A 23,063-nucleotide genomic window follows, 5' to 3' on the forward strand; every position below is an offset into this window, starting at 1 on the left:
AAAACGCTCTAAATTGGTTTAATCATTGTGGTCTATTTTTTGAGCCTATTCGATAGTTATTTTTGTGGTTTTTTTGATCGCAAACTGCTGTAAAATACAGATCAAGCAGATCAACTTACCAATTGCTGAATCTGCTTTGGAGTTAGTTCTTGCACATTACTTAAAACTACCGCTGCTCCTGCTGCTAGCAGTTTCTCAGCATAAGCATCACCACGCGCTGATGTTTCCTGCACATGGGGCGGTAAAACCCCTACACCAATCCAACTGCGAGAAGAATCCAAAGCCTGTGCTTTCTCGACGGTATACATATCTGCTACCGTATCTCCCACATACACGATCGCTGATTTTTGCTCAATTCCATTTTCTAATTGACGAACTGTAGCAAAAAGTCCAGTGGGGTCAGGTTTACCTGGCGCATCTTCCATCGCAATCAACACAGGAGATTGTAAGCCCAGGCGTTTTTCTAAGATATAGTTGGCGGAAGTACGAGTCGCACCGCTAAAAAATCCCCAAGCAATCCCTGCTTGGGTAAGTTGCTCTAAATAGCTAGGTTGTAATAATAAAGGTTCATTACAGATATACCCCGTTAAATTGTTGGGGTCTGGGCCGCGATAACGCGATTGAAAAAAAGCAACGATCGCATTGTAATCTAGTTGCAGTTGCTCGCGGGTCTGTTCTTGGGTTTCAAAGTAGCGGTAAATTAATTCCTGCGATGCTTCCCAATCGTTATTCCATACGCCTTCGGACTTTAGTTGGTCAATATCTAGTGGGGTTGGACGATATGCTTGGGTAGTAAAATATTCTACAGTATCTGCGATCGCTCGGCGATAAGAACCACTAACATCGCGCACAACGCCATCAATATCGAAAACAACGATTGCTTTTGCAGAAGTTTGTTGAGTCATGGGTAGGGAGCAAAAGAGTTTTATATCTGATTCTAGTCATCTTGCTCTATTATTCATCCTTTCATAAATAGCAAAGGTTTCATAATACAAATTCGTAATTCGTAATTAAGAAAGTTAGATTTAATCTGGGTTTCTAAATTTGTATCTGTGGCCTTTTTTTGGAAAATTGGTTTAATTTTAGAAAAAGGCTTAGAAGTCAAGCTTGAGAGCGATCGCAAGCAGGGGCATCTCCCTGAGATTTTACGACTGTTCCTTGACCATGCACGAATAGCTAAATAATAATAGTTTGCTTACTGTCTATGCCAATTCCAATTATTATTTGTAGTCAAGCTTTGAATGATATGTAATTCTATAATGATTTTCTGCTAAAGATTTTGGTATCGTCTCGCAGATATGATTGAAAAACCTGCCAATCTTTTAAAAAGACTAGCAGGCATGGCTTATCATCAATCGGAGCGGCGGGATTCGAACCCACGACCTCCACTACCCCAAAGTGGCGCGCTACCAAGCTGCGCTACGCCCCGGTCAGAATTAATATTATATAGCAAAACTTGAGGATAATCAAGAGGCAATTTAAAAAACCTTAAGTATCCCAGTAGCTTGCAGTAAATCTGGAACAGCAGAAGCATTCCATTTACCTTCTACACTTCGCCCTGTATTCAAGATGAAGCGGACAGTGTAAGCATGAGGATAGCCTTCTACCTCCATCCATAATAAATCGCTTTCGGCTTCACAAGCAATTTTTTCCTCTTCCATCAATTCAGTTGCGAGTTGCTTCATGGTGTCTGCTAGCTGTGCTAGTAGACGGCAAAAATCATTTAACTCAGCTTCGGTTAACTCAATTGCCCAATCATCTGTACCGACTAAACCTTTAAACTCAGGTGCATCGGGGTTCCAGCCAATACGCCAATCAAATCCGCTTTTGACAACGCGTTCCATAAAAAGTTAGGAGTTATTGATTTACAAATCATAACTCTGCCATTACTTGAGTAATTCGGCACCTCCTCGTTGCGGTGCCTGTGGGGTAGTTGATCCACTAGGACTGGGTGTGGTATTGGGGTTAGGGGATAGGGTATTTTGGGAAGTAGTAGGATTAAATATATTGACTAAGACTTGCACTAAGGCATCTCGCTGGCTGCGGGTGAGATGGGTGATGGCTTTGCGATCGCCTTCTAGAGGATTTTCCCGTAGTGAATCATTTCCTGGATACGTAGTATCATATATAATTTCGTTCGCACCCAGGTAATCAGCTAAAGTCAGCTTCCAATCTAAGCGATAAATTGGGGCCCGCCCTTTGGTATAAATGTGGTATTTAATCAGGCGAGTTACCAGGGTGTTGTTTTCGGCAACTTTGCCATTTTCTTTGCTGATATACTTATTTTCCCGTGGTAAATCTGGCAATTGCTGATATACTTGCTGCCAAACATCGCTAGGAGTTATTCTCTGAGCGTATGCCCCACAGCCTTTCAGGCATCCTACAGCAGGCGTTGGCGCAGCGATCGCAGGTTGGATACTAAATAAATTTCTATGTATTGATTTGCCCACCCCTGAAGCCGAAACAATTACACCCACTACCATTAAGGCAGTGAGTGTCTGCCAGGGCTTGAGTAGGGGTTGAATGAACGATAAATTTTTGCTCATCCTACCTTCTCTAAAGCTTTTTTTTATAGTTCGCCAATAATTTCTGGCTGAGTCAATTCATCAGACATTTCGATAATTGCCCTTAATACTGGCTTCATCATCACATCTTCGTTACTTTCAAAGTCTTCATAACGCCGACGTTTAGCACGATTTGCCACCTGAACCGTAATGCGGTAACGATTTGAGGCTGCACTAATCAGATCCTCAGCCCGGTGCATAATCTGAGACTGAGTTGTCTCGAACTTAGAACGCTTTAGCATAATCAGTGGTTCTTGGGGTCATTCCCCAGTGTAACAGTACTGATAAATCTGCTGCTGTGTATTTAATCGCTAGCAACCTCTCTCTTGATAGAGGTTGAGAATGTTTTAATCACTTTATAAGTTAAGTTACTTAATAATATTACCTGACTAAAGTCACACACCCTTATGGCTGACCTTGTGGAAACTGCTGTCAACGCAGGAAATTTCAATACCCTGGTGAAGGCTGCCAAAGCTGCAGATCTCATAGAAATTCTGAAAAGCCCTGGTTCTTTCACACTATTTGCACCAACTGACGAAGCCTTTGCCAATCTGCCAGAAGGAACTTTAGATTCGCTACTACAAGATATCCCCAAGCTAAAGAAAATTGTGGCATATCATATCGCTAGTGGGGATGTTCGGTCTGATGACTTGGTACAGATTAATGAGGCAGAGACGCTTGAGGGGTCAATTGTAGCCATTGAATCTGCCGACGGCAAATTTAAGGTAAATAACGCCAATGTCCTCAAAACAGATATTCTGGCAGACAATGGCGTGATCCATATTATTGATGCAGTGTTGATGCCTGCGATGGTGGCGGGAAGGTAATACATGGGCATGGAGAAGAGGCAGGGGAGCAAGGGAGAAGTTGCAGTAAGTCTTTCCCCTTTTTACCTGCTATCCCCTCTGCCCTTGTGCTTCTTCCCACTCCCTACTGCTTACTGCGTACTCCCTACTCCCAGGATGCAGCCACTGCGTCCAGGAACAGTTAATGACAACTGCTGAGTTTCTCCTTGACTATTCCACTCAACTTCAGCAGTACCATATAACTGCTTGTTGGGTTGAGTATGCAAACTGGCGATATCTACATTTGCTGTTGCCGAACTTGTGCCAGCGTTGACGGCAATTATCAATTCCTCTGTTCCCAAAGTTCGCGCAAAGATATAAAGTTGTCCTTGAGCATGGAGGACTTGGTAATCACCTGTACGTAATGCTGGGAAAGTGTGGCGGAGGGCAATTAATTGACGATGAGTATTGAAAATTTCTCGCTCCCACTTGGCTTCTAAAGGAAAGCTACGACGTGAGTCGGGATCTATACCACCAGGTAAACCAACTTCATCACCATAGTAAATGCTGGGGGCACCAGGAAAGGTAAGTAGTAGTAGAGTTGACAATTCGATGCTAGCTTTATCACCGCCTGCAATTGTCATCAATCGGGCTGTATCATGACTTGCGAGCAAATTGAGTTGAGTTAGCTGAATTTCCCAAGGGTAAAGTTGCAGGACTTCTTGGATTTTTGTGGCGTACTCGGTAGCAAATAAGGGTGGGTAGGGTTGATAATCGCGGCTTTGGACTTGTTCTAAGACTACACGATCGCCAGCCGCAAAGGCAATTGTCGGCCCGGCAAATAGATAATTCATTACCCCGTCAAATTGTGTCCCATCCAGCCACTGACGGGAATCTCCCCATACTTCGCCCACAATGTAAGCTTCGGGATTGACTGCCTTAACGCGATCGCGAAATTCCTGCCAAAAGCCAGGAGTTTTTATTTCAAATGGTACATCCAATCGCCAACCGTCAATGCCGAATTTAATCCAATATTCGGCAATTTCCATAATGTATTCCCGTACTTCTGGATTATCGTGGTTAAATTCTGGCAAGGCACGATTTCCCACCCAACCCCCGTAGTTGGCAGGGAATTCCCCATTGTATGGTGCAAGAGGCCAGCCTTCTATTTTGAACCAATTTACCCAAGGCGAATGGGGGCCATTCTCTAAAATGTCATGGAAAAAGAAAAAGCCACGACTGGAATGGTTAAACACCCCATCCAGAACAACTTTGATATTCCGTTGATGGGCTGCGTCGAGCAATTCTTTAAAAGCCTCGTTACCCCCCAGCATCGGGTCAACTTGGTAATAATCGTGGGTATGATAGCGGTGATTACTGGCGGATTGAAAAATCGGTGTAAAGTAAATCGCGTTAATCCCCAAATCCTGGATGTAGTCTAAACCCTCCATGATGCCCCATAAGTCGCCGCCTTTATAACCTTGTAGTGTTGGCATAGCGTCCCAATCTTCCCAACGGGCTTCACGCAGCAGCCGTTTGCGCGGCTGTTTGCTTCTGGCAAAGCGATCTGGGAAGATTTGGTAGAAAACCGCGTGTTTCACCCAGTCTGGTGTTTGAATTTGCATGAATAACTTTTTGTACCTTCAGAAGCGATCGTTGCAAATATTAGCTTCTTTATGGCTCTTACTTATGATAGAAAATCTGTCATTTGTCAGTAGTTATTAGTGAAATCCTTACAGGCTGAGGAGGCAGACGAGTGTTTGTATGGCGCTACTCTTCTATAGTCAGAGCATTTTAGCGAAGGTATTTTATGTTTGAACGTAGACCAGTTAGGTTTGTCAGAGAGTACGTAGACGCAAAGCACTTTTTTGCTAGATATGGCTGCGTAGGCAAAGCCCAATAGATCGCACTTTGTCCAAAACTATAAATACTGCATCCTTGCGTCTTCCCATCTCCACGTCTCTTGAGCGCCACCATCATGCCACATCTTGAATAGCAGGGGCAATTTCTGCTATTGCTGCATCATCACCTAAAACAAAGTTAACTGGAACTAGTAAATATTAGAAGTTAAGTGAAAGGGTGCGTTTGCCTTTGGCATAATGCACCCTACTAATGAATACCACTTACTTAAGCCAAACTTGCTGCCCATATTCCTGACTTATTCAAGAAGTCGGAGAGCTAAATCTAGCTTAAGTCAGTGACATTTCACCCAACTAATTGGTGTAGTGAAACGCCCAAAAATTACAAATTAGTTATTAGTTAGCAAGAGCGATATCTGAGGTGAAAAACCAAACCCTGAGCCAGATCAGGGCTGCCAACGGTGGCTTTCCCGATACCAGTGGCGCGCATTGAAGTATTCACCTGCATATTTACAGTCGCACCACAGCGTGACCAAATATTAGCGTAGGTTACCAAGCTATCTCGAACGAAATAGTCACTTTCGCCGATCACATTCCGAGTAAAAACCGGACCTGGACCAAAGAAAAAGTACTCTGCTTGTAGCTTCCCAGTGGTTGCCGGACTAACATAGCCCCGATAATCCGCATCGTAGAAGGAAACTTGAATGCCTTGGGGTAATTTGATCGGAATCACCAAATTACAGGTTCTATAACTTTGCGCTTGGTTATTAGCTACAGCTATGTATTGGTTAAATTGAATGCTTAGTATTTGAAAATCAAGGCTAGGCGTGACGGTGACGGTATTAGTCGGGCAACCGCGACCACTATAGGTTGCGTCTAAAATTTTAACTGTGTCATCAGATGTTTGAGCAAAGGCGGAACCAACAGAAGCAGTAATTAATGCAGCCCCAGCAAAAAATGCTTTCACAAACTTGATAATTTTCATTTTTTCCTCACGAATGTACTAAGCAGATAGACTCGTAACCGTTAAAGCAAAGCTTTGAAAAACATTCGGCCAGCATCTTATTTTTCTCTTCTTAGAGACATAAAATAGCGCTAATGAATAATACTTACTTAAGCCAAAGTTGCTGACCATATCCCCGACTTCTTGAATAAATCAGGGATGTAAATTTACTGGAGTTTAGACTAAAAGCGATATGAGAGAACGCAAATCAAATAAAATTACAGATTAAAAATATTATCTTGTCAGCCTCAAAGCATCCGCGACTTTTGAGAATTATGTAGTAAGCATGTGTAAATGTAATATTATAATAATGATAATTATTATCGCTTAGCTTGAGACTAAATGGGAAATGACCAAAAAAAAGGGAGTGTGATTGAACACAGCCCCCTTTTGGCAGAAACTGAGAAATGAATTACCATTACTCGTTCTGCGAACGAGACGCTCTGCATAACTTGCTTCGACCTAGGAGTACGTTACATTTGCAATGACATTGTGTAATTAATTCTGTCCAACTACTTACATTTACTTCATTCTTGATAGATTAAGATGATAAACAATTTGTCAATAAGTAATAGTGCTTAAAAATTTGCCGAAAACGAGGGTGGAAAACACAATTTTTGGGCTAGCGATGCTGTACCACTTAGTGGAAGCAAGCTACACGTAGCGTCTCCTAGAGAAGGTGGGCTACGCCTACGCGTCATCTGAAAAAGCATCACTCAATTTTGTCTTCAAAACCCCGTACAATATTGAATTGGATACCTATGCATTGAGCAAATTTACAGCGTAACTACTATTGACAAAATTAGTTTTGTCTTAGCCTGTCAAGAATGTGTTTACTATAACATTCTGCTGTTTAAAATTACGTTTGAATTTCGTATGGGTTGTATAAATTGTATTGAAAATTTTTAAATTGTTACAAAATCGAGGTTGGCTAGCATGGATCGGATTAAGGCGATTATGAGTTAGCAATTGTCTTAGGAATAACTTCTCACCTCCTAAGCTTATTTGATGTTATCTATGAAAAAATAGATAACTATAGTTAGTCGCATCAAATAATCAACGCTAAAAAACTACATAGTCTGCATGAATGCCACAGAGCAACTTATCCTGCTAAAATCACTATTTTGCTTTCAGAAAATAAATTTAATTTGAGGTAAAAATGAGGCACGAAAAACTTTCTCCCGGACTACTTTTAGCATTTCAAGATTATCAAAATGAAGGAGAGCAAGCTTTAGTTACACACAAGCGATCGCTTGGTATTATTGCCCATAAAAGCCCGGTCAAGCCAACTAAGAGCGTTGTTTTTATCTACTGTGATCCGGATGCAGACTTGAGTTACCTATCACAATATAATATTGAAGTCAATCAGAACTCTGGGAGTGTGCGGACAGCTTTCTTACCAATAGAGAGTTTAGATGTTTTATCTGAAGAGGATGTTATTCAACGGATTAAGCCATCACGCAAACTTCATTTGAGGATGGACACTGCACTGGTAAAAGTCAAACTGCCGGAGTTCAAGAACCAAACTGGACTGACTGGTAAAGGCGTAATCATCGGGATTATAGACAGTGGCGTTGATCCGAAACACCCCGCCTTTGCTGGACGAATTTTACACATTTGGGATCAAACACTGCCAGGACCAGGAGTGACAGAGGGTGGCTATGGGGCTGAATTTACGGGAGCGCAACTGACAATTTCTCAGGATACTGGTGGTCATGGTACTCACGTTGCTGGCATTGCTGCTGGTGCTGATGCTACCTATAGCGGTGTTGCACCAGAAGCGGAATTAGTTGTCGTCAGATCAGATTTACAGGATGCCCATATTGCTGATGGTGTCCGTTACATTTTCCGAGTTGCTAGAGAGTTAGGATGCCCAGCAGTGGTGAATCTCAGCTTGGGTGGACACGCTGATGCCCATGATGGTAGCGATTCCCTATCAAAGGTGATTGACGCCGAAACTGGCCCTGGAAGAATTGTTTGCTGTGCTGCGGGTAACGAAGGAAACGCCAATATTCATGGACAAGCGACCATACCCAGTGAACGCACTCGTGGTATGCGCTTTAATGTTCCTTTGAATCAAGTAGGCATAGTTTGGTTAAACGGTTGGTATTCCAAAGACAGGGAATTGGAAGTATCGCTGCGGAGTCCTAACGGTTTTGTCACCCCCTTCCAAAAAATAATTACTTCTGGTAATGCCGCACAAGATTACCAGTTACCAGATGCGCGGGTGCAATTAGCGACACCAGGGCCAGATAAAGCCAACAGCGACCATAATTTCTTTGTGCAAATACGTGGTATTGACCCCTCGCCAGTAATGGGAGGTGTTTGGCAGTTGCGAGTTCGCAACACTTCTTCAACTGACACACGTTTAGATGTGTGGACATTAGATGACAGTTCCTCAGTGTTTTTTACAGGTAAAAGTGTGAAGGATGCAGTAAAAATTGGTTCGCCGGGAGCCGCCAGCAGTGCAGTTACAGTTGCCGCCTATACTACTAAAGCCACGTACATAGATATTGATGCCCAAGTGCGAGAAATGGGTTTAGAATTGGATACTATTTCGGAATTCAGTAGTGAAGGACCTCTACGGAATGATGGACAGAAACCGGATGTAGCAGCACCAGGAGCAATGATTGTTTCCACGCTTTCTGCCGATGCAAATTTTGGCCGCTCATCAATGATTAATTCCAAGTTTGTGGTTCAGGCTGGCACGAGTATGGCGACACCGTTGGTTAGTGGGTTAGTGGCACTGCTATTGCAGCGAGATCCTAAACTTGATCCGGCTGCTGTAAAAGACTTGCTACGCAAAAATAGTGCTATTCCCGGAAAACCCGCAGGCACATTTGATAACAAATGGGGTTATGGAGTGATTAATGCAGCTAATCTGTAATTAGACTGAGAGACGCGATATAGCTCAATACGCTTGGGTTAAGCCTAAAAACTAAAACTGGTGTAGGTTGGGTTGAGGAACGAAACCCAACATTATCAAGGCTTTGTTGGGTTTCGCTGTCGCTCAACCCAACCTACTATTCTTCTTAACCCAAGCGTATTACGATATAGCTTGTCATCAGCAATAGGGTTGCTCTAGGAGCGGGTTTACGAGATATCACATAGGAATCTAGGTTAAATCCGCTCCCAGTAATCTTGGATATCGCGCTTTCTTTGTTCAAATATATAACTATACAAAAAATTTAATAATTGTTGCAACGGTAAAAATTAAATCTTAAAATTTGGTAAATTTTAAGTAATTACTTTTACAATTTAAACCAACCATTTACTAAAACGTTGCATATTTTCAGCTTTGGGTAAAACCCGTTAATTCCTCTCTCATCTCTCCATCAGATTTAACAGGTAAATTAGATGTCTAACAGCTTATCAATCTCAACTATTACTCTTCGTATTACAGAACTGGCCACACAGAAGGGCCAGTCTTTACAGACAATAAGCCAATTTTCAAGTATTGATTTAGAGAAAATTCAAGCATACGATACCGCGCAAATTCCAACACCGCTTACTGAAGAAGTAGCTGCTGAAATCAGAAAAATTGCTGAAGTACTATCTATATCACCCATTGAAATTATAAATGTAAACCCTAAATTTAAACGTGAAGCAGTCAGACTTAAAATCCGTGAGAGGGCCAATTCTCTTGTTCAGATGACACTAAAAGATTTAAGTCAAAAATCTGAGGTTCACCTATCACTTGTAGAATTTTATAGTAAGCAGCCTATCTATAGGCAAAAAATAGATGAACCTCAATGTCAGAAAACCTTAAATAAAATTTGTAAGGTTCTAGGTTGTAAAGTTGAAGATTTATTAGAACCACTGAAATCAGAGGAGCTGCCTGTAACTAAGCTGTGTCTTGAGGAGTTAGCGCAAGAAAAGGGCTTGAGTTTAATCGATTTAAGTTTGTTGACAAATTTACCCTATGAATTAATAGATTTAATGAACACACAACCTATTGATAATTTTAGCTCTATTTTTGTAGATGAGAATTCAGATTATATTATGAAAGAAACGTTCTGCACACACTTTCCTAATTTCCCTATGTGTAAAAAATAATTTTTTAAAGTCGCTTTTTTATGCAAAACTATGATGGTAAAAATATTTCAAGTGTTAATTTTAGAGAAAATGATCTTAAGAACAAACACTTCCAAAAAGTACAAGCTGGGCATAAATTTTACTATAAATTTTTATTAGCAAGCTTTGGTATTGCTACAGCTTCTATTCTTAACATAATGCCTTTACTCTCAGGAGTTTTTTTAGATTTCGTTAGAGAAATTTTACTTAAGTATACAAGCACTTTAAGTTTGCTCTTACTTTTTATAGAGATAATTATTTATGCTGCTAGCTTGATTAGACTTATAATTTATGGTTATAAGGTAGAATCAAGTTATTTTATTGCTGTACTTATTGTGATTGGGGCAATATTAAGTATTGCCCCATCTACTTATTATTCTGGAATAGGATGGACGATCGTTCTACTTGGGTTAAGTATAACTTCAGCTTGGATTGGCGCTGCTATTACAGCATTTTCTGTGGCTTTCACTTCTTCATGTTACGGAATGGTAGGCGAATTTATAACTGTTTTAGGATCTGGGATAACAGCTATAGCCTTACCTGTAATAGTGAAAAATATTCATACAAAAACAGAAAATGTCGAAGTTATTTTAGATTCAGTTGCAACGATAGTAGTCATCTTTACAGGTGCAAACATTGCACGGCAGGCACTTAAAGGCTCACCTAAGTTTGCTTGGATAAAGGAAAAAGCTGTATTCTGGGCTGCAATAGGTGGAACATCTTTTTATGGAGCAGATTTAACCAATGCTAGCTTTGATGGCGCAGATTTAAGGCATACAGATTTTAGGGAAGCAAATCTCACACACACTAGCTTTAAAGGTGTTACTGGTTTAGAATTAGCTCGACTGCAAGGAAGTATATTGGAAGACCCTAAAGTCAGAAAACTGTTAACTACTAATAACTCTCGTGGTGGGGATTTTGCCGAAGCAAATTTACAAGGTGCAAATTTACAAGGCGCAGATTTGAGAGAAGCAATTTTAGTTAAAGCTCAAGTATTAGATGCAGATTTTTCTGGTGCATTCCTCACAGATGCCTGTATCCAAGACTGGAATATCAACAAGAACACTCGCTTTCAAGATATTGATTGTAAACGTGTTTATTTAAAGTGTAGCTTGTATGGAAACTTTTTAGAGCCAAAACCAGATAGTGGAGAATTTCAACCAGGCGAATTTGAAAAATGGATTACAGATGTAAGAGATACTATTGACTTAATTTTTCAAAATGGGCTTAACTGGAGGGCTTTTGCATTTTCTCTGACTCAAACTGCTATTAATAATGAGGGATTAGGCTTATCTGTTCGTAGTATAGAAAATAAAGGTGATGGCGTAGTTGTTGCTAAAGTAGGTGTTTCTTTAGAGACTAATAAAACAGTTATTCACGAAGAAATTACAAGTCATTATAATCAAGCAGTTAACGCAATTAAGGCTAAGTACGAACTCGTGCTTCAGGCTAAAGAAGGAGAAATACAAAGATTACAAACTTTCTATGATTCGCAGCAAAAATTTATTCAAGGATTAATTACTGGAATTGCCGAGACAAAACGAGAAGTTATTATCAAGGGCGAAGGAAATCGCGTATACATGATGAATCAAGCAGGTGACATTATGGAAAGCAATAATCAAAACATCAGCGCAGGTGGAAATCTCGATATGTCTAGCGGTAACAGGTTTATCGTAGGCGGCGATGTCACAAACTCTAACTTGACACTGGCAGATGCAAACAGTCAAGTTAATAATTCGATTCAGCAACTTAAGGATATTAGTACTGATACTAGTGATCAGCTAGCAAAGATTTTAACTACTTTGCAAAAATCTATCAATGATGAACCAGCCCTTTCTGAAAATCAAAAGAAAGAAGCCCTAGAAGCTGTAGAAACTATAGCAGAGGAAGGGAAAAAACCATCAGAAGAACGGGTAAACAAACTCTGCTCGATGGCTCTTAATGCCCTTAAAGGTATAGCATCTGCTGTTACTGATGCTAGTAAACTAGCTGAAGTTTTCAAAACTTATCTGCCTACTCTTACAAACATACTGGGCATTTAAGCACGGAATAAAGCGCAGAAGCCAAAGATAACAACAATTAATCTGTAATTGGACGGAGAAATTAGTGCATTAAGTCTGTACAAAGATAGGCAGTGACAACTCATAAATTTGATAGATTTGTTGTAGGATGGGCCAAAAATTGCCCGCTCTTTTTACCAAGGAATTGCTGATGAATTATCAAAAGCTAGATGCTGCCCTTGCTACAGCGCTGAATGATGTTCAAGATTCAGAAGAACCGAGTTTAGGAGTTTTCATCCATACTGAACTAATTTTAGACTCTGCTGCAACTGCTGTTTTAGAAAGTTTGGGCGTTAGTGATGTTACCAGTGGCAAAGATATTTTCACGGCAACACTGTCACCAAATGCCCTTTCTCAGTTGTCAGAGCAACCTTGGGTGAAGTATTTGAAGCGATCGCAGCAATTAGGTTTGGTTAATAAGAGAATGGGTATAGGCAGTTTGGGTGTTTGATATAATTAACGTCATTTACTCAAGGTTGCCGCTTGACTAGAGTTAGTTTTTGAGATTTCTGTTGAGACACCAGGTATAGCGATCGCACCCCAACTTTCACCCCAAGTAATACAAATGTTCTAATTTTTTCTTTAGCAGCACTATCCATCACAAGTAGTATTTCGTAAAATTCATCCCTGAGAATATTTGATCTCCCCTTACCAGCTGCCACATACAGTCCTAAACTGAAGATGAGAGTTGAAAGGCAGTTGGGAGAAATTTTGTGAAGAAAGTATTATCAATGATCCTTGGTGGTGGCGCGGGTACTCGGCTTTACCCCCTAACGAAACTACGCGCTAAACCAGCAGTACCAGTAGCGGGGAAGTATCGCCTAATCGATATCCCTGTCAGTAACTGCATAAATTCCGAAATATTCAAAATCTACGTACTGACACAATTCAACTCAGCTTCCCTGAATCGCCATATCGCCCGTACCTACAACTTTAGTGGCTTCACCGAAGGCTTTGTGGAAGTGCTAGCTGCACAGCAAACCCTAGAAAACCCTAACTGGTTCCAAGGTACAGCCGATGCAGTGCGTCAGTACCTCTGGCTGTTGGAAGAATGGAATGTAGACGAATATTTGATCCTCTCTGGTGATCACCTCTACCGCATGGATTATCGCCACTTTATCCAGCGCCATAGGGAAACGGGTGCTGATATTACTCTCTCAGTCATCCCCATCGATGAGCGCCGCGCCTCAGATTTTGGCTTGATGAAAATTGACGATTCTGGTAGGGTAATCGATTTTAGCGAAAAACCCAAAGGTGAAGCCTTAATCCAAATGCGCGTTGATACAAGTGTACTGGGATTAACAAAAGAACAAGCCCAGCTACAGCCTTATATCGCCTCAATGGGGATTTATGTCTTTAAAAAAGAGGTTTTGTTCAAGTTGTTAAAAGAGGGTTTAGAAAGGACTGATTTCGGCAAAGAAATTATTCCTGATGCCTCTAAAGATTACAACGTTCAAGCCTACTTATTTGATGACTACTGGGAAGATATTGGAACAATTGAAGCATTTTATCACGCCAATTTAGCTTTGACTCAGCAGCCCCAGCCACCCTTTAGTTTCTACGATGAAGAAGCGCCAATTTATACCCGTGCTCGTTACTTGCCACCGAGTAAACTTTTAGATTGCCAGATTACTGAATCAATTATCGGCGAAGGTTGTATTTTGAAAAATTGCCGCATTCAACATTCAGTATTAGGAGTGCGATCGCGGATTGAATCTGGTTGTGTGATCGAAGAGTCTCTACTTATGGGTGCAGATTTTTATCAAGCTTCTGTAGAACGCCAATGTAACGTAGAAAAAGGCGACATTCCCGTAGGTATTGGTACTGACTCAATTATTCGCCGTGCCATCATCGATAAAAACGCCAGTATCGGTCACGATGTCAAAATTATCAATAAAGATAACGTGCAAGAAGCTGACCGCGAAAGTCAAGGTTTCTACATCCGCAGTGGTATCGTCGTCGTGTTGAAAAATGCTGTAATTCCTGATGGAACAATCATTTAATAGTTAGGAGTCATTCGATTTTGGATTTTGGATTTTGGATTTTAGATTTTTTCTTCAATCCCTTCGGCTTGGTGCAGTCACTCATGGGGAGCCACTGCGGTGGACGGGTTCCCCGGCATAAAGCAAGTGGCGTGGAAACCCCCTACAGCCCTTCTCTACGAGACGCTCCGCGAACGGGCATCCTACGGCAGGCGCTAGCCTCTCCCAATGTGAGAAGACCGCGCTGCTTCACCAAAATCCAAGTTGCGCTGTCAGCGCACCAAAGGTGCGACCAAAATCTAAAATTGACAGAGTTTGGAGTTTGGAATTAATGACTAAAAATTCTGATTACTTCTCATTCCTCACTTTTAATTCCTCACTCCTAACTTCTCACTCCTCACTTTTATTACTGATTGGTCTTCCTGGCAGCGGTAAGTCAACTTTGGCAAAACAATTACTGACAGAATGCCCCCAGATGCCGCTGATTTCTACAGATGCTATCCGGGGGCAACTGTTTGGTTTGCAAGCTGTTCAGGGGCCGTGGCTGCTGATTTGGCGCGAAATTGAGCGGCAATTTCAGCAAGCTATTTCCACAGATAATACAGCTATTTTCGACGCCACCAATGCCCAGTGCCGCCATCGTCGTGAAGTCATTGCTTTAGCCCGTAACCTGGGCTTTACCCAGATTACGGGAATTTGGGTGGATACACCAATTTGGCTGTGTTTGGCACGCAATAAAAGGCGATCGCGCCAGGTTCCAGAAGAAATTATTTTGCGGATGCACCGTCAACTCCGGGATGCCCCCCCAAGCCTGGAAGAAGGACTAGACAGCCTGATCCGCTTATCAGAAAAATCGGAGTACGGAAATTGCGATCCCTCAGTGAGCAAGAACCACACTTGATTTTCTATATTGTTTGTTAATTTAAAATCAGATTCTTTTGCTTGGCACTGTACCTGGCAAACCACAAATCTCTGCTCTTAAAAAAAACATAACGGGAATTTCTATAGGAGGCTGGTAGATGGCTGCAACCGACTTCAAAGACTATTACGCTATTTTGGGAGTTAGTAAGACTGCCAGTCCGGAGGAAATTAAACAAGCCTTTCGTAAACTAGCCCGCAAATATCACCCTGATGTTAATCCAGGCAACAAACAGGCAGAGGCACGCTTCAAAGAAGTTAGCGAAGCCTACGAAGTAGTGTCAGATGCAGATAAACGCAAAAAATACGACCAATTCGGTCAATATTGGAAACAAGCTGGTGAAGGTTTCCCATCCGGTGGCGTTGGTGCTGATATGGGTGGCTTTGACTTCAGTCAATACGGCAATTTTGATGAGTTCATCAATGAGTTGCTAGGACGCTTTGGTGGTGCTACCCCTCGTGGTGGGCAACAAAATTACTCACAAAGTTACACTTACCGCACTTCTACAGGTGCGCCAAGTGGTTTTAGCGGCTTTAACGATTTTGGGTTTCAAGATGCAGGTGCGGGTACTACCCAGGATAGTGAAGCTGCGATCGCCCTAACTTTTGCTGAAGCATTTAATGGTGTGCAAAAACGCTTCAGTTTAGGTAATGAAACAATTGATGTCCGCATCCCATCTGGGGCTAAACCTGGTACTCGCTTGCGTGTGCGGGGTAAAGGTCAAATCAACCCGATGACTCAACAACGAGGAGACTTGTATTTAAAAGTCGAACTTCAGCCGCACTCGTTCTTCCAAATGGAAGGCGATAACTTGGTGTGCGAAGTGGCAATCACACCAGATGAAGCTACTCTGGGAGCGTCTATTGATGTACCTACTCCCGATGGTCCTGTTAATGTCAAGCTACCAGCGGGAGTGCGTTCTGGTCAATCCCTGCGTTTACGTGGCAAAGGTTGGCCCCTCCCCAAAGGTGGACGCGGTGATCAGTTGGTGAAGGTGGCGATCGTTCCACCAAAAGACCTCAGCCAACAAGAACGGGAATATTATGAAAAAATCCGGGCTATACGTACTTATAATCCCCGCAGCCATTTGCAGCAAGTCAGGCTTTAAAAAGTAAAAACAGAATCCCCATAATTAAAATCTCGTCGTCATTACCCACATTTTTGTAACAGTCAAAGTATTATGCTGACCCATATCCCGCCCATAACTTAAGTTCTGGGCTAATAGCTCAAGTCCACTTAAGTGGACTAGAATTCTTGTTTAGTCTTCTTAAGAGGATTTGAACTATTCGACTTGGAATTCTATTCCAAGGCTCTATAGCAATGAAGCGAAAGATTAAAAAGATGTGGATAACGACGAATAATAAAAATTAGGGGATTTTTGTTGCGATCGCCAAAACAAGTAAAATGTAGAGATGCGTTAATTTCGCGTCTCTATATTGGCTAGCGATGAATTTATCCTAATCTTTCAACCTACATTCTGCTGCGCCATTCTCGCCACCACAATGGACTTAAACGCTTCTATTACCTCCGGTGTAGCCTCAGTAGCTTGCCATGTTGGACGTGCAACTAACCGATCGCACCAAGCACTCAGTTTTGGATATTCACCTAAGAAAATGCCTACTCTCGGCAACCGCGTTACTACAGTTCCAGCCACAACTTCGGCGAGAGTCAGGTTGTGACTAGCTTGAGTTTGGGTGATCGTCTAATAAATTTTCAAAAAACTTCAGCACTGTAGCAATTTTTTGCTGTGCCTTCTCAATTTTTTCTGGATCTCCTCCAGGCAATCCGAGAAACTGAGGTAAAAATGTGGTGGTTGCTGGCAAAAGTTCATTTACAGTTACCAGTTGTACCATGCGGGCGATCGCTAAATCCTTGGCATCTTTAGGCAACATTGCAGGCATGGGGTATTTTGCCTCTAAATAGTCCAAAATTGCTAAAGATTCCACTATATTAAAACCGTCATCTACCAACACTGGAATGTGATGGAAAGGGTTAATTGCCAAAAACTCTGGTTTAAACTGCTCTCCATCCACTTTGATTTCTACCAATTCAAACTCAAGTTCTTTTTCTAGTAGAGTAATCCAGACGCGGCGCGAGTTGGGAGAAATAGGTATGTAGTAAAGTGTCAGCAACAGAAAACTTCATAGCTTGATAAGTAGGGCGAACATTACCAATCATTACACCTTATACTCAATTGAATTGTTCTAACAATGTCTTAACGCTGGCGTTGTGATCCAGAAAAGAAAATAAATGCCAGTAGCGGAGTTTTCCTTCTTTATCTAATACAAACTGTGCTGGTAAAGGCGCTCCCAGTGCTTGTCCTACTTGATAGTTACGAAACACTCGACAACTGGGATCACTTAGCAACGGCATTTGTAAACCTAAATCCCTCACAACTATTTGACTCTGCCGTTCATCGGTACTAGTAATCATCAAAACTTCTATACCACGCTTTTTAAATTGCTCGTAGTTCTCCTTCAAAGCTTTGATGTGAGGAAAACAAAAAGGGCAATATTGCTTTTCAGTAAAGATGCGAGTAAAGGCGAGTAATACTGGTTGCTTGCCTTTATAATCAGACAATTTTAATAAAGTTCCGTTGGTAATATCTGGCAGTTGAAAATCTGGTGTTCCCACTCCCAATCTGAGTTGATGTGTTGCTGGAACTGGTAAAAAGTTGCGGAAGAATCGCTCATTTAATAAACCACTAAAATCAGTTGAAGTCAGCATAATTTTAACCCTGATTATTTAAATACTATTTTATGAGAAAACCACAGATAGACATGGAGGCTGACACTGTTAAATGTGTATCTCTGTTAATCTGTGGTTATCATTGATTCTGCTCTCAATTCTAGCAGGCTGAATTGGAGTTTTTTAGCAAACGTAATCTAGACAGCAGAGAAGTAGACTTTAGACTTCACCGGGTCAGGATTCATTGTCTTGTCACCAGGTTGCCAACCAGCTGGGCAAACTTCGTCGGGGTGAGACTGAACATACTGAATTGCTTGTAATGTCCGCAGGGTTTCATCAACGCTGCGACCAAAAGCTAGGTTGTTGATGGTAGCGTGTTGTATAATACCATCTTTGTCGATGATGAACAGACCACGCAAGGCAATGCCTGCTGCTGGATCAAGCACGTTGTAAGCGGCGCTAATCTCTTTCTTGATGTCGGAGACTAGAGGATAATTCAGGTCGCCGACGCCACCAGACTTCCGATCTGTTTGAATCCAAGCGAGGTGGGAGAATTCACTGTCAACAGAAGCCCCAAGGATTTCCGTATTGATTTTATTGAATTCTTCGTAGCGATCGCTAAATGCTGTGATTTCAGTGGGACAAACAAAGGTAAAGTCTAGTGGGTAGAAAAACAAGACGACATACTTACCGCGATAATCGGAAAGTTTGATTGTCTTAAATTCCTGATCTACCACAGCCGTTGCTGCGAAATCAGGAGCTTGTTGACCAACGCGGAGGCTTCCTTCGGTTCCGTAAGTGAGGGACATTAACCTAATTCTCCTTTATTCGTTTAGTAGCGTTGGAATTCGGGTCAAGTAAAATTCACCCATTCACGCTCTCACAGTTTAATTACGATCTGTTACGACTATATCATACTCATAACGATTTTGAGTAGCAAATGCTTGATTTAGATACAAGAGAATGGTTGCTTACCAATGGCTTGGGAAGTTTTGCCAGTGGTACGGTTTCTGATGTCCGCACGCGCACTTATCATGGTTGGCTGTTTGCCGCGACAAACCCGCCTTCTAAGCGGACTCTGCTGTTTTCGCACTTAGAAGCTAGCTTGGAAGTATTAGGGAATGTTGTAGCACTGGGGACAAATTTTTGGGGTAACGGTCAGATTGAGCCAACAGGCTACCAACTGTTACGCTGTTTTGATGTTGACCCAGTTCCAAAATGGATTTGGGGTCAAGATAACTGGCAGTTAAGTAGACAATTGGTGATGCCCTATGGGTTCGTGGGGACTGGGGAACACGTGGCGCTCTCTGGGGATAAGGGACAAGGGGGACAAGGAGAACAAGGGGGGATAAGCAATGCCCCATACAACTCTTGGAGAGGCTGCGCCAACGGCAACGCTCAGTACAAGTGCCCCATGCCCAATGCCCACCCCCAATTTTGCCATCGGATTTTGATCCAGTATCGTTATGAGGGAACTGATACAGCGATTTTACGGCTGCGACTGCTGATAGCAGAACGTGACTTTCACCACCAGCAGACTGCTGGCCCAAAATTACAGTTCTCACAATTGCTAGGACAACAGCAAGTCTGTCTGCAAGCAATCGATTCTGGGCATTTCGGCATAGCTTGGCACTTGCGCTGGACACAAGGAAATTATCAACCAGATGCAGTTTGGTATTGGCATTATGGATTGCCTGAGGAGACGAAACGGGGATTAGGCGACAAAGAAGACCTCTACAGCCCTGGTTACTTGATAGTCACACTCCAACCAGGAGATACAGTGACTCTAGAAGCACAAGTAGGTTTTCCTAATCCGTTGCTAGGTGTTCTCACCCCCGAAACCTTTGCAGAAGCCGTAGAGGCAGAGCAAAAACGGCTCTCACTAATTTTTGGATGGGTAGAGAGGGGCACAGAAGCAGAAGAGCAGGAGAATAATAACCAATGCCCAATACCTAATACCCAATATCTGCCCAATGACGCCAGTTGCTACCCTGCGGGTTCTTCAAAGGATTACAACGGAGGCAACCTCTGCAACACACTGGCTCCCCAATGCCCAATCACGCCACTTGCTTCTCTTGTCAAAGACGCTGCCAGACCAAACACCCGTCTAACGCAGTGCCTGCCTCATGCCCACTCCCCAATCTGGCAACAACTACTCAAAGCAAGCGATCACTTTATTGTCTATCGAGCCTCAATTGCTGGTTCCACGGTCATTGCTGGTTATCACTGGTTTAATGACTGGGGACGCAACACATTAATCGCTTTACCAGGGTTGGCACTAGTTCCACAGCGCTTTGACCTGGCAAAAGAAGTATTACGGATTTTTGGGCATAATTGTCGCCACGGTTTGATTCCTAATGCATTTCCTGATCTCAATGGAGAACCAATTTATAACAGTATTGATGCAGCGTTATGGTGGATTGAAACTTTAGGACTTTATTTAGAAGCTACCCAAGACTGGGAATTTTTGGCAGAGCAATTCCCCGTAGTACAGCAAATCTACAAAGCATTTGTCGGTGGTACACATTTCAATATTCAGGTTGATGCTATCGATGGGCTTGTTAGTTGGGATGCTCGTGGTGTAGCCCTCACCTGGATGGATGTGGTAATTGGGGCACACCCCGTCACTCCCCGTTACGGTAAGCCCGTGGAAATCAATGCGCTGTGGTATTCTGCTTTATGTTGGCTGAGTCAGTGGGCAAAACGATTGAGCCAGCTTGAGTATGGCTCGCCAGTGCGTCTGACTAAGCAAGCACAGCGTTATGCTCAACAAGCACAACACGTGAAAACCTCGCTGCAAAAGTTCTGGAATCCTCAGCTGGGTTATCTGTACGATACTATTGAGCCGGACGATCGCCGGAATTTTCAAATTCGTCCCAATGCCGTTTTGGCGTTGTCGCTGCATCATTGTAGCTTTTCTGAACAGCAAGGGTGTCAGATATTAGATTTGGCAACTACGAGCTTGCTCACCCCCTATGGTCTTCGCAGTCTCGATCCAGGAGATCCCGAATACAAAGGGAAATACGAGGGCAACCAAGAGCAACGTGATCGCGCTTATCATCAAGGCACTGTTTGGGCTTGGCTAATTGGCCCATTTATTCGGGCTTGGCAACGTTTTTACCCGCAACAATCGCTGCCTTTTGATTGGCAACCCCTGCTAGATCACTTCCTATTTGACGCTTGTCTTGGTTCTATTTCTGAGATTTTTGATGGCGATCTACCTCACACACCCAGAGGAGCGATCGCTCAAGCTTGGTCTGTTGCTGAAGTAATTCGCCACGTACAAAAATAATTACTAATGACGCTCTCTACGAGACGCTCTTGCTAGCTTGCTTCGACCTATGAGTACTCGCATTTGTTTTTGACCAAGCGATCGCTTTTGACTCTACATTTAAGCTTAGAATCACTACAAAGACTAGATCCCCGACAACTTTTACCAAGTCGGGGATCTGGACACCGTGAGTTCACAACTGCCGCAGCTACGCCCCTCTGCCCCCCGGTCACTGAGCGTAGCCGACTTGTGCCGAGCATTCGCGCAGCGTCTGGTAGAGAAGCCGAGGTAAGTGCTTCCTCTCTCCCTACTGCTTTGGACACACCTTAACTGCATCAGGATGGCTAGCCAAATAACCCTTTAGCCAACTGCAACCCTCTGCTAATAAATCATCAATATTCAGATTCCACAATTTGATCGTCTTGTCAGCACTTGCGGAAGCTAAAGTTTTGCCATCCGGGCTGAAGACGACCCTGGTGACCAAATCGCTATGCCCCCTGAGAGTGGTAATTTCTTTGCGCGTGTCGAAATTCCATAATTTGATCGTCTTGTCACGACTGGTGGAAGCTAAAGTTTTGCCATCCGGGCTGAAGACGATGCTGAAGACCGAATCGCTATACCCCCTGAGAGTGGTAATTTCTTTGCGCGTGTCGAAATTCCACAATTTGATCGTCTTGTCAGCACTTGCGGAAGCTAAAGTTTTGCCATCCGGGCTGAAGACGATGCTGAAGATCGAATTGCTATGCCCCCTGAGAGTGGTAATTTCTTTGCCCGTCTCGAAATTCCAAAATTTGATCGTCTTGTCACGACTGGTGGAAGCTAAAGTTTTGCCATCCGGGCTGAAGACGACGCTGTTGACCCAATCGTTATGCCCAGTCAGGGTGGTAATTTCTTTGCCCGTCTCGAAATTCCAAAATTTGATCGTCTTGTCACGACTGGTGGAAGCTAAAGTTTTGCCATCCGGGCTAAAGACGACGCTGTTGACCGAATTGCGATGCCCCCTGAAAGTGGTAATTTCTTTGCCCGTCTCAAGATTCCACAATTTGATCGTTTTGTCACCACTGGCAGAAGCTAAAGTTTTGCCATCTGGGCTGAAGACGACGCTGTTGACGAAATCGCTATGCCCAGTCAGGGTGGTAATTTCTTTGCCCGTCTCGAAATTCCACAATTTGATCGTCTTGTCATGACTGGTGGAAGCTAAAGTTTTGCCATTCGGGCTGAAGATGATGCTGTTGATGAAATCGCTATGCCCAGTCAGGGTGGTAATTTCTTTGCCCGTCTCGATATTCCACAATTTGATCGTCTTGTCAAAACTTGCGGAAGCTAAAGTTTTGCCATCCGGGCTGAAGACGACGCTGTAGACGAAATTGCTATGCCCAGTCAGGGTGGTAATTTCTTTGCCCGTCTCGAGATTCCACAATTTGATCGTCTTGTCACGACTGGTGGAAGCTAAAGTTTTGCCATCCGGGCTAAAGACGACGCTGTAGACGAAATTGCTATGCCCAGTCAAGGTGGTAATTTCTTTGCCTATCTCGAGATTCCACAATTTGAGCGTCTTGTCACCACTGGCAGAAGCTAAAGTTTTGCCATCCGGGCTGAAGACGACGCTGTTGACGAAATTGCTATGCCCAGTCAGGGTGGTAATTTCTTTGCCCGTCTCGATATTCCACAATTTGATCGTCTTGTCAGCACTGGCAGAAGCCAAAGTTTTGCCATCCGGGCTGAAGACGACGCTGTTGACCGAATTGCTATGCCCAGTCAGGGTGGTAATTTCTTTGCCCGTCTCGAGATTCCACAATTTGATTGTCTTGTCATGACTGGCGGAAGCTAAAGTTTTGCCATCCCGGCTGAAGACGAC

The 23,063-nt window shown here is 42.9% G+C and carries 22 protein-coding genes, 1 tRNA gene and 1 pseudogene; 12 read left to right on the forward strand and 12 right to left on the reverse strand.

The features are described from left to right. Nucleotides 1–110 precede the first annotated feature (110 nt). A complete protein-coding gene (locus V7K48_RS23910; RefSeq protein ID WP_335076016.1) occupies nucleotides 111–905 on the reverse strand; it encodes a TIGR01548 family HAD-type hydrolase in 795 nt (264 codons plus the stop codon). Nucleotides 906–1,052: 147 nt separating this feature from the next. Here V7K48_RS23910 and V7K48_RS23915 point away from each other — a divergent pair, with 147 nt between their 5' ends. After that, entirely contained in the window at nucleotides 1,053–1,184 is a 132-nt protein-coding gene (locus V7K48_RS23915) for a hypothetical protein (protein ID WP_335076018.1), read from the forward strand. Between the two features lie 171 nt (nucleotides 1,185–1,355). On the opposite strand, the gene V7K48_RS23920 is transcribed toward V7K48_RS23915, so the two are convergent. The 4 genes from V7K48_RS23920 to V7K48_RS23935 form a co-directional block, all read right to left on the reverse strand. Continuing rightward, nucleotides 1,356–1,429, reverse strand: a tRNA-Pro gene (locus V7K48_RS23920). Nucleotides 1,430–1,478: 49 nt separating this feature from the next. Continuing rightward, nucleotides 1,479–1,844, reverse strand: a complete 366-nt coding sequence (locus V7K48_RS23925; protein WP_334969054.1) for a DUF1818 family protein — start codon at nucleotides 1,842–1,844, stop codon at nucleotides 1,479–1,481. 42 nt (nucleotides 1,845–1,886) lie between these two features. After that, entirely contained in the window at nucleotides 1,887–2,546 is a 660-nt protein-coding gene (locus tag V7K48_RS23930; RefSeq protein WP_335076020.1) for a hypothetical protein, read from the reverse strand. Between the two features lie 23 nt (nucleotides 2,547–2,569). Next, nucleotides 2,570–2,806: a DNA-directed RNA polymerase subunit omega gene (locus V7K48_RS23935; protein WP_229550577.1), complete on the reverse strand. Its 237-nt coding sequence runs from the start codon at nucleotides 2,804–2,806 to the stop codon at nucleotides 2,570–2,572. A 165-nt stretch (nucleotides 2,807–2,971) separates the two neighbouring features. Here V7K48_RS23935 and V7K48_RS23940 point away from each other — a divergent pair, with 165 nt between their 5' ends. Further along, nucleotides 2,972–3,391, forward strand: coding sequence for a fasciclin domain-containing protein (locus V7K48_RS23940; protein ID WP_335076022.1), 420 nt, complete (start codon nucleotides 2,972–2,974; stop codon nucleotides 3,389–3,391). Nucleotides 3,392–3,501: 110 nt separating this feature from the next. Here V7K48_RS23940 and V7K48_RS23945 read toward each other — a convergent pair whose 3' ends face one another. Continuing rightward, complete coding sequence (locus V7K48_RS23945) at nucleotides 3,502–4,974, reverse strand: glycoside hydrolase family 13 protein (RefSeq protein ID WP_335076025.1); 1,473 nt, start codon at nucleotides 4,972–4,974, stop codon at nucleotides 3,502–3,504. A 634-nt stretch (nucleotides 4,975–5,608) separates the two neighbouring features. Then, nucleotides 5,609–6,193: a DUF4360 domain-containing protein gene (locus V7K48_RS23950; RefSeq protein ID WP_335076027.1), complete on the reverse strand. Its 585-nt coding sequence runs from the start codon at nucleotides 6,191–6,193 to the stop codon at nucleotides 5,609–5,611. Nucleotides 6,194–7,370: 1,177 nt separating this feature from the next. On the opposite strand from V7K48_RS23950, the gene V7K48_RS23955 reads away from it, so the two are divergent. From V7K48_RS23955 to V7K48_RS23970, 4 genes are all read left to right on the forward strand, one after another. Next, on the forward strand, nucleotides 7,371–9,098 hold the full coding sequence (locus tag V7K48_RS23955; protein ID WP_335076029.1) for a S8 family peptidase: 1,728 nt from the start codon (nucleotides 7,371–7,373) through the stop codon (nucleotides 9,096–9,098). A 470-nt stretch (nucleotides 9,099–9,568) separates the two neighbouring features. Beyond that, a complete protein-coding gene (locus V7K48_RS23960; protein WP_335076032.1) occupies nucleotides 9,569–10,267 on the forward strand; it encodes a helix-turn-helix domain-containing protein in 699 nt (232 codons plus the stop codon). 20 nt (nucleotides 10,268–10,287) lie between these two features. Next, nucleotides 10,288–12,327: a pentapeptide repeat-containing protein gene (locus V7K48_RS23965; protein WP_335076034.1), complete on the forward strand. Its 2,040-nt coding sequence runs from the start codon at nucleotides 10,288–10,290 to the stop codon at nucleotides 12,325–12,327. Nucleotides 12,328–12,496: 169 nt separating this feature from the next. Next, the gene (locus V7K48_RS23970; RefSeq protein ID WP_335076036.1) at nucleotides 12,497–12,796 is read left to right on the forward strand and encodes a hypothetical protein; all 300 of its coding nucleotides are present in this window, start codon (nucleotides 12,497–12,499) and stop codon (nucleotides 12,794–12,796) included. Between the two features lie 19 nt (nucleotides 12,797–12,815). Here the strand turns inward: V7K48_RS23970 and V7K48_RS23975 are convergent, their stop codons facing one another. After that, nucleotides 12,816–13,007 carry a hypothetical protein gene (locus V7K48_RS23975; protein ID WP_335076038.1) on the reverse strand — a complete coding sequence of 64 codons (192 nt, stop codon included), beginning with the start codon at nucleotides 13,005–13,007 and terminating at the stop codon, nucleotides 12,816–12,818. A gap of 51 nt (nucleotides 13,008–13,058) precedes the next feature. Here V7K48_RS23975 and V7K48_RS23980 point away from each other — a divergent pair, with 51 nt between their 5' ends. The 4 genes from V7K48_RS23980 to V7K48_RS23995 all read left to right on the forward strand — a co-directional run bounded on the left by V7K48_RS23980 (nucleotide 13,059) and on the right by V7K48_RS23995 (nucleotide 16,354). After that, a complete protein-coding gene (locus V7K48_RS23980) occupies nucleotides 13,059–14,348 on the forward strand; it encodes a glucose-1-phosphate adenylyltransferase (RefSeq protein ID WP_335076040.1) in 1,290 nt (429 codons plus the stop codon). A gap of 20 nt (nucleotides 14,349–14,368) precedes the next feature. Continuing rightward, the gene (locus tag V7K48_RS23985; protein ID WP_335076042.1) at nucleotides 14,369–14,659 is read left to right on the forward strand and encodes a hypothetical protein; all 291 of its coding nucleotides are present in this window, start codon (nucleotides 14,369–14,371) and stop codon (nucleotides 14,657–14,659) included. Beyond that, a complete protein-coding gene (locus V7K48_RS23990) occupies nucleotides 14,659–15,228 on the forward strand; it encodes an AAA family ATPase (protein WP_335076044.1) in 570 nt (189 codons plus the stop codon). Before V7K48_RS23985 ends, V7K48_RS23990 begins: the two co-directional genes overlap by 1 nt. Nucleotides 15,229–15,346: 118 nt before the next feature. After that, entirely contained in the window at nucleotides 15,347–16,354 is a 1,008-nt protein-coding gene (locus V7K48_RS23995) for a J domain-containing protein (protein ID WP_335076046.1), read from the forward strand. A 357-nt stretch (nucleotides 16,355–16,711) separates the two neighbouring features. Here V7K48_RS23995 and V7K48_RS24000 read toward each other — a convergent pair. The 3 genes and pseudogenes from V7K48_RS24000 to V7K48_RS24010 form a co-directional block, all read right to left on the reverse strand. Continuing rightward, nucleotides 16,712–17,378, reverse strand: a pseudogene (locus tag V7K48_RS24000) (glutathione S-transferase family protein). 58 nt (nucleotides 17,379–17,436) lie between these two features. Beyond that, a complete protein-coding gene (locus V7K48_RS24005) occupies nucleotides 17,437–17,973 on the reverse strand; it encodes a peroxiredoxin family protein (protein WP_335076048.1) in 537 nt (178 codons plus the stop codon). A gap of 158 nt (nucleotides 17,974–18,131) precedes the next feature. Continuing rightward, a complete protein-coding gene (locus V7K48_RS24010; protein ID WP_335076050.1) occupies nucleotides 18,132–18,743 on the reverse strand; it encodes a peroxiredoxin in 612 nt (203 codons plus the stop codon). 131 nt (nucleotides 18,744–18,874) lie between these two features. On the opposite strand from V7K48_RS24010, the gene V7K48_RS24015 reads away from it, so the two are divergent. Further along, entirely contained in the window at nucleotides 18,875–21,226 is a 2,352-nt protein-coding gene (locus V7K48_RS24015; protein ID WP_335076052.1) for an amylo-alpha-1,6-glucosidase, read from the forward strand. Nucleotides 21,227–21,289: 63 nt separating this feature from the next. Further along, on the forward strand, nucleotides 21,290–21,535 hold the full coding sequence (locus V7K48_RS24020; RefSeq protein ID WP_335076054.1) for a hypothetical protein: 246 nt from the start codon (nucleotides 21,290–21,292) through the stop codon (nucleotides 21,533–21,535). On the opposite strand, the gene V7K48_RS24025 is transcribed toward V7K48_RS24020, so the two are convergent. Next, on the reverse strand, nucleotides 21,513–23,063 hold a 1,551-nt coding region (locus V7K48_RS24025; RefSeq protein ID WP_335076056.1), incomplete at its 5' end, for a WD40 repeat domain-containing protein. The genes V7K48_RS24020 and V7K48_RS24025 overlap by 23 nt on opposite strands.

Origin of the sequence: Nostoc sp. (assembly GCF_036919615.1) — a bacterium.
Lineage (GTDB): Bacteria > Cyanobacteriota > Cyanobacteriia > Cyanobacteriales > Nostocaceae > Nostoc.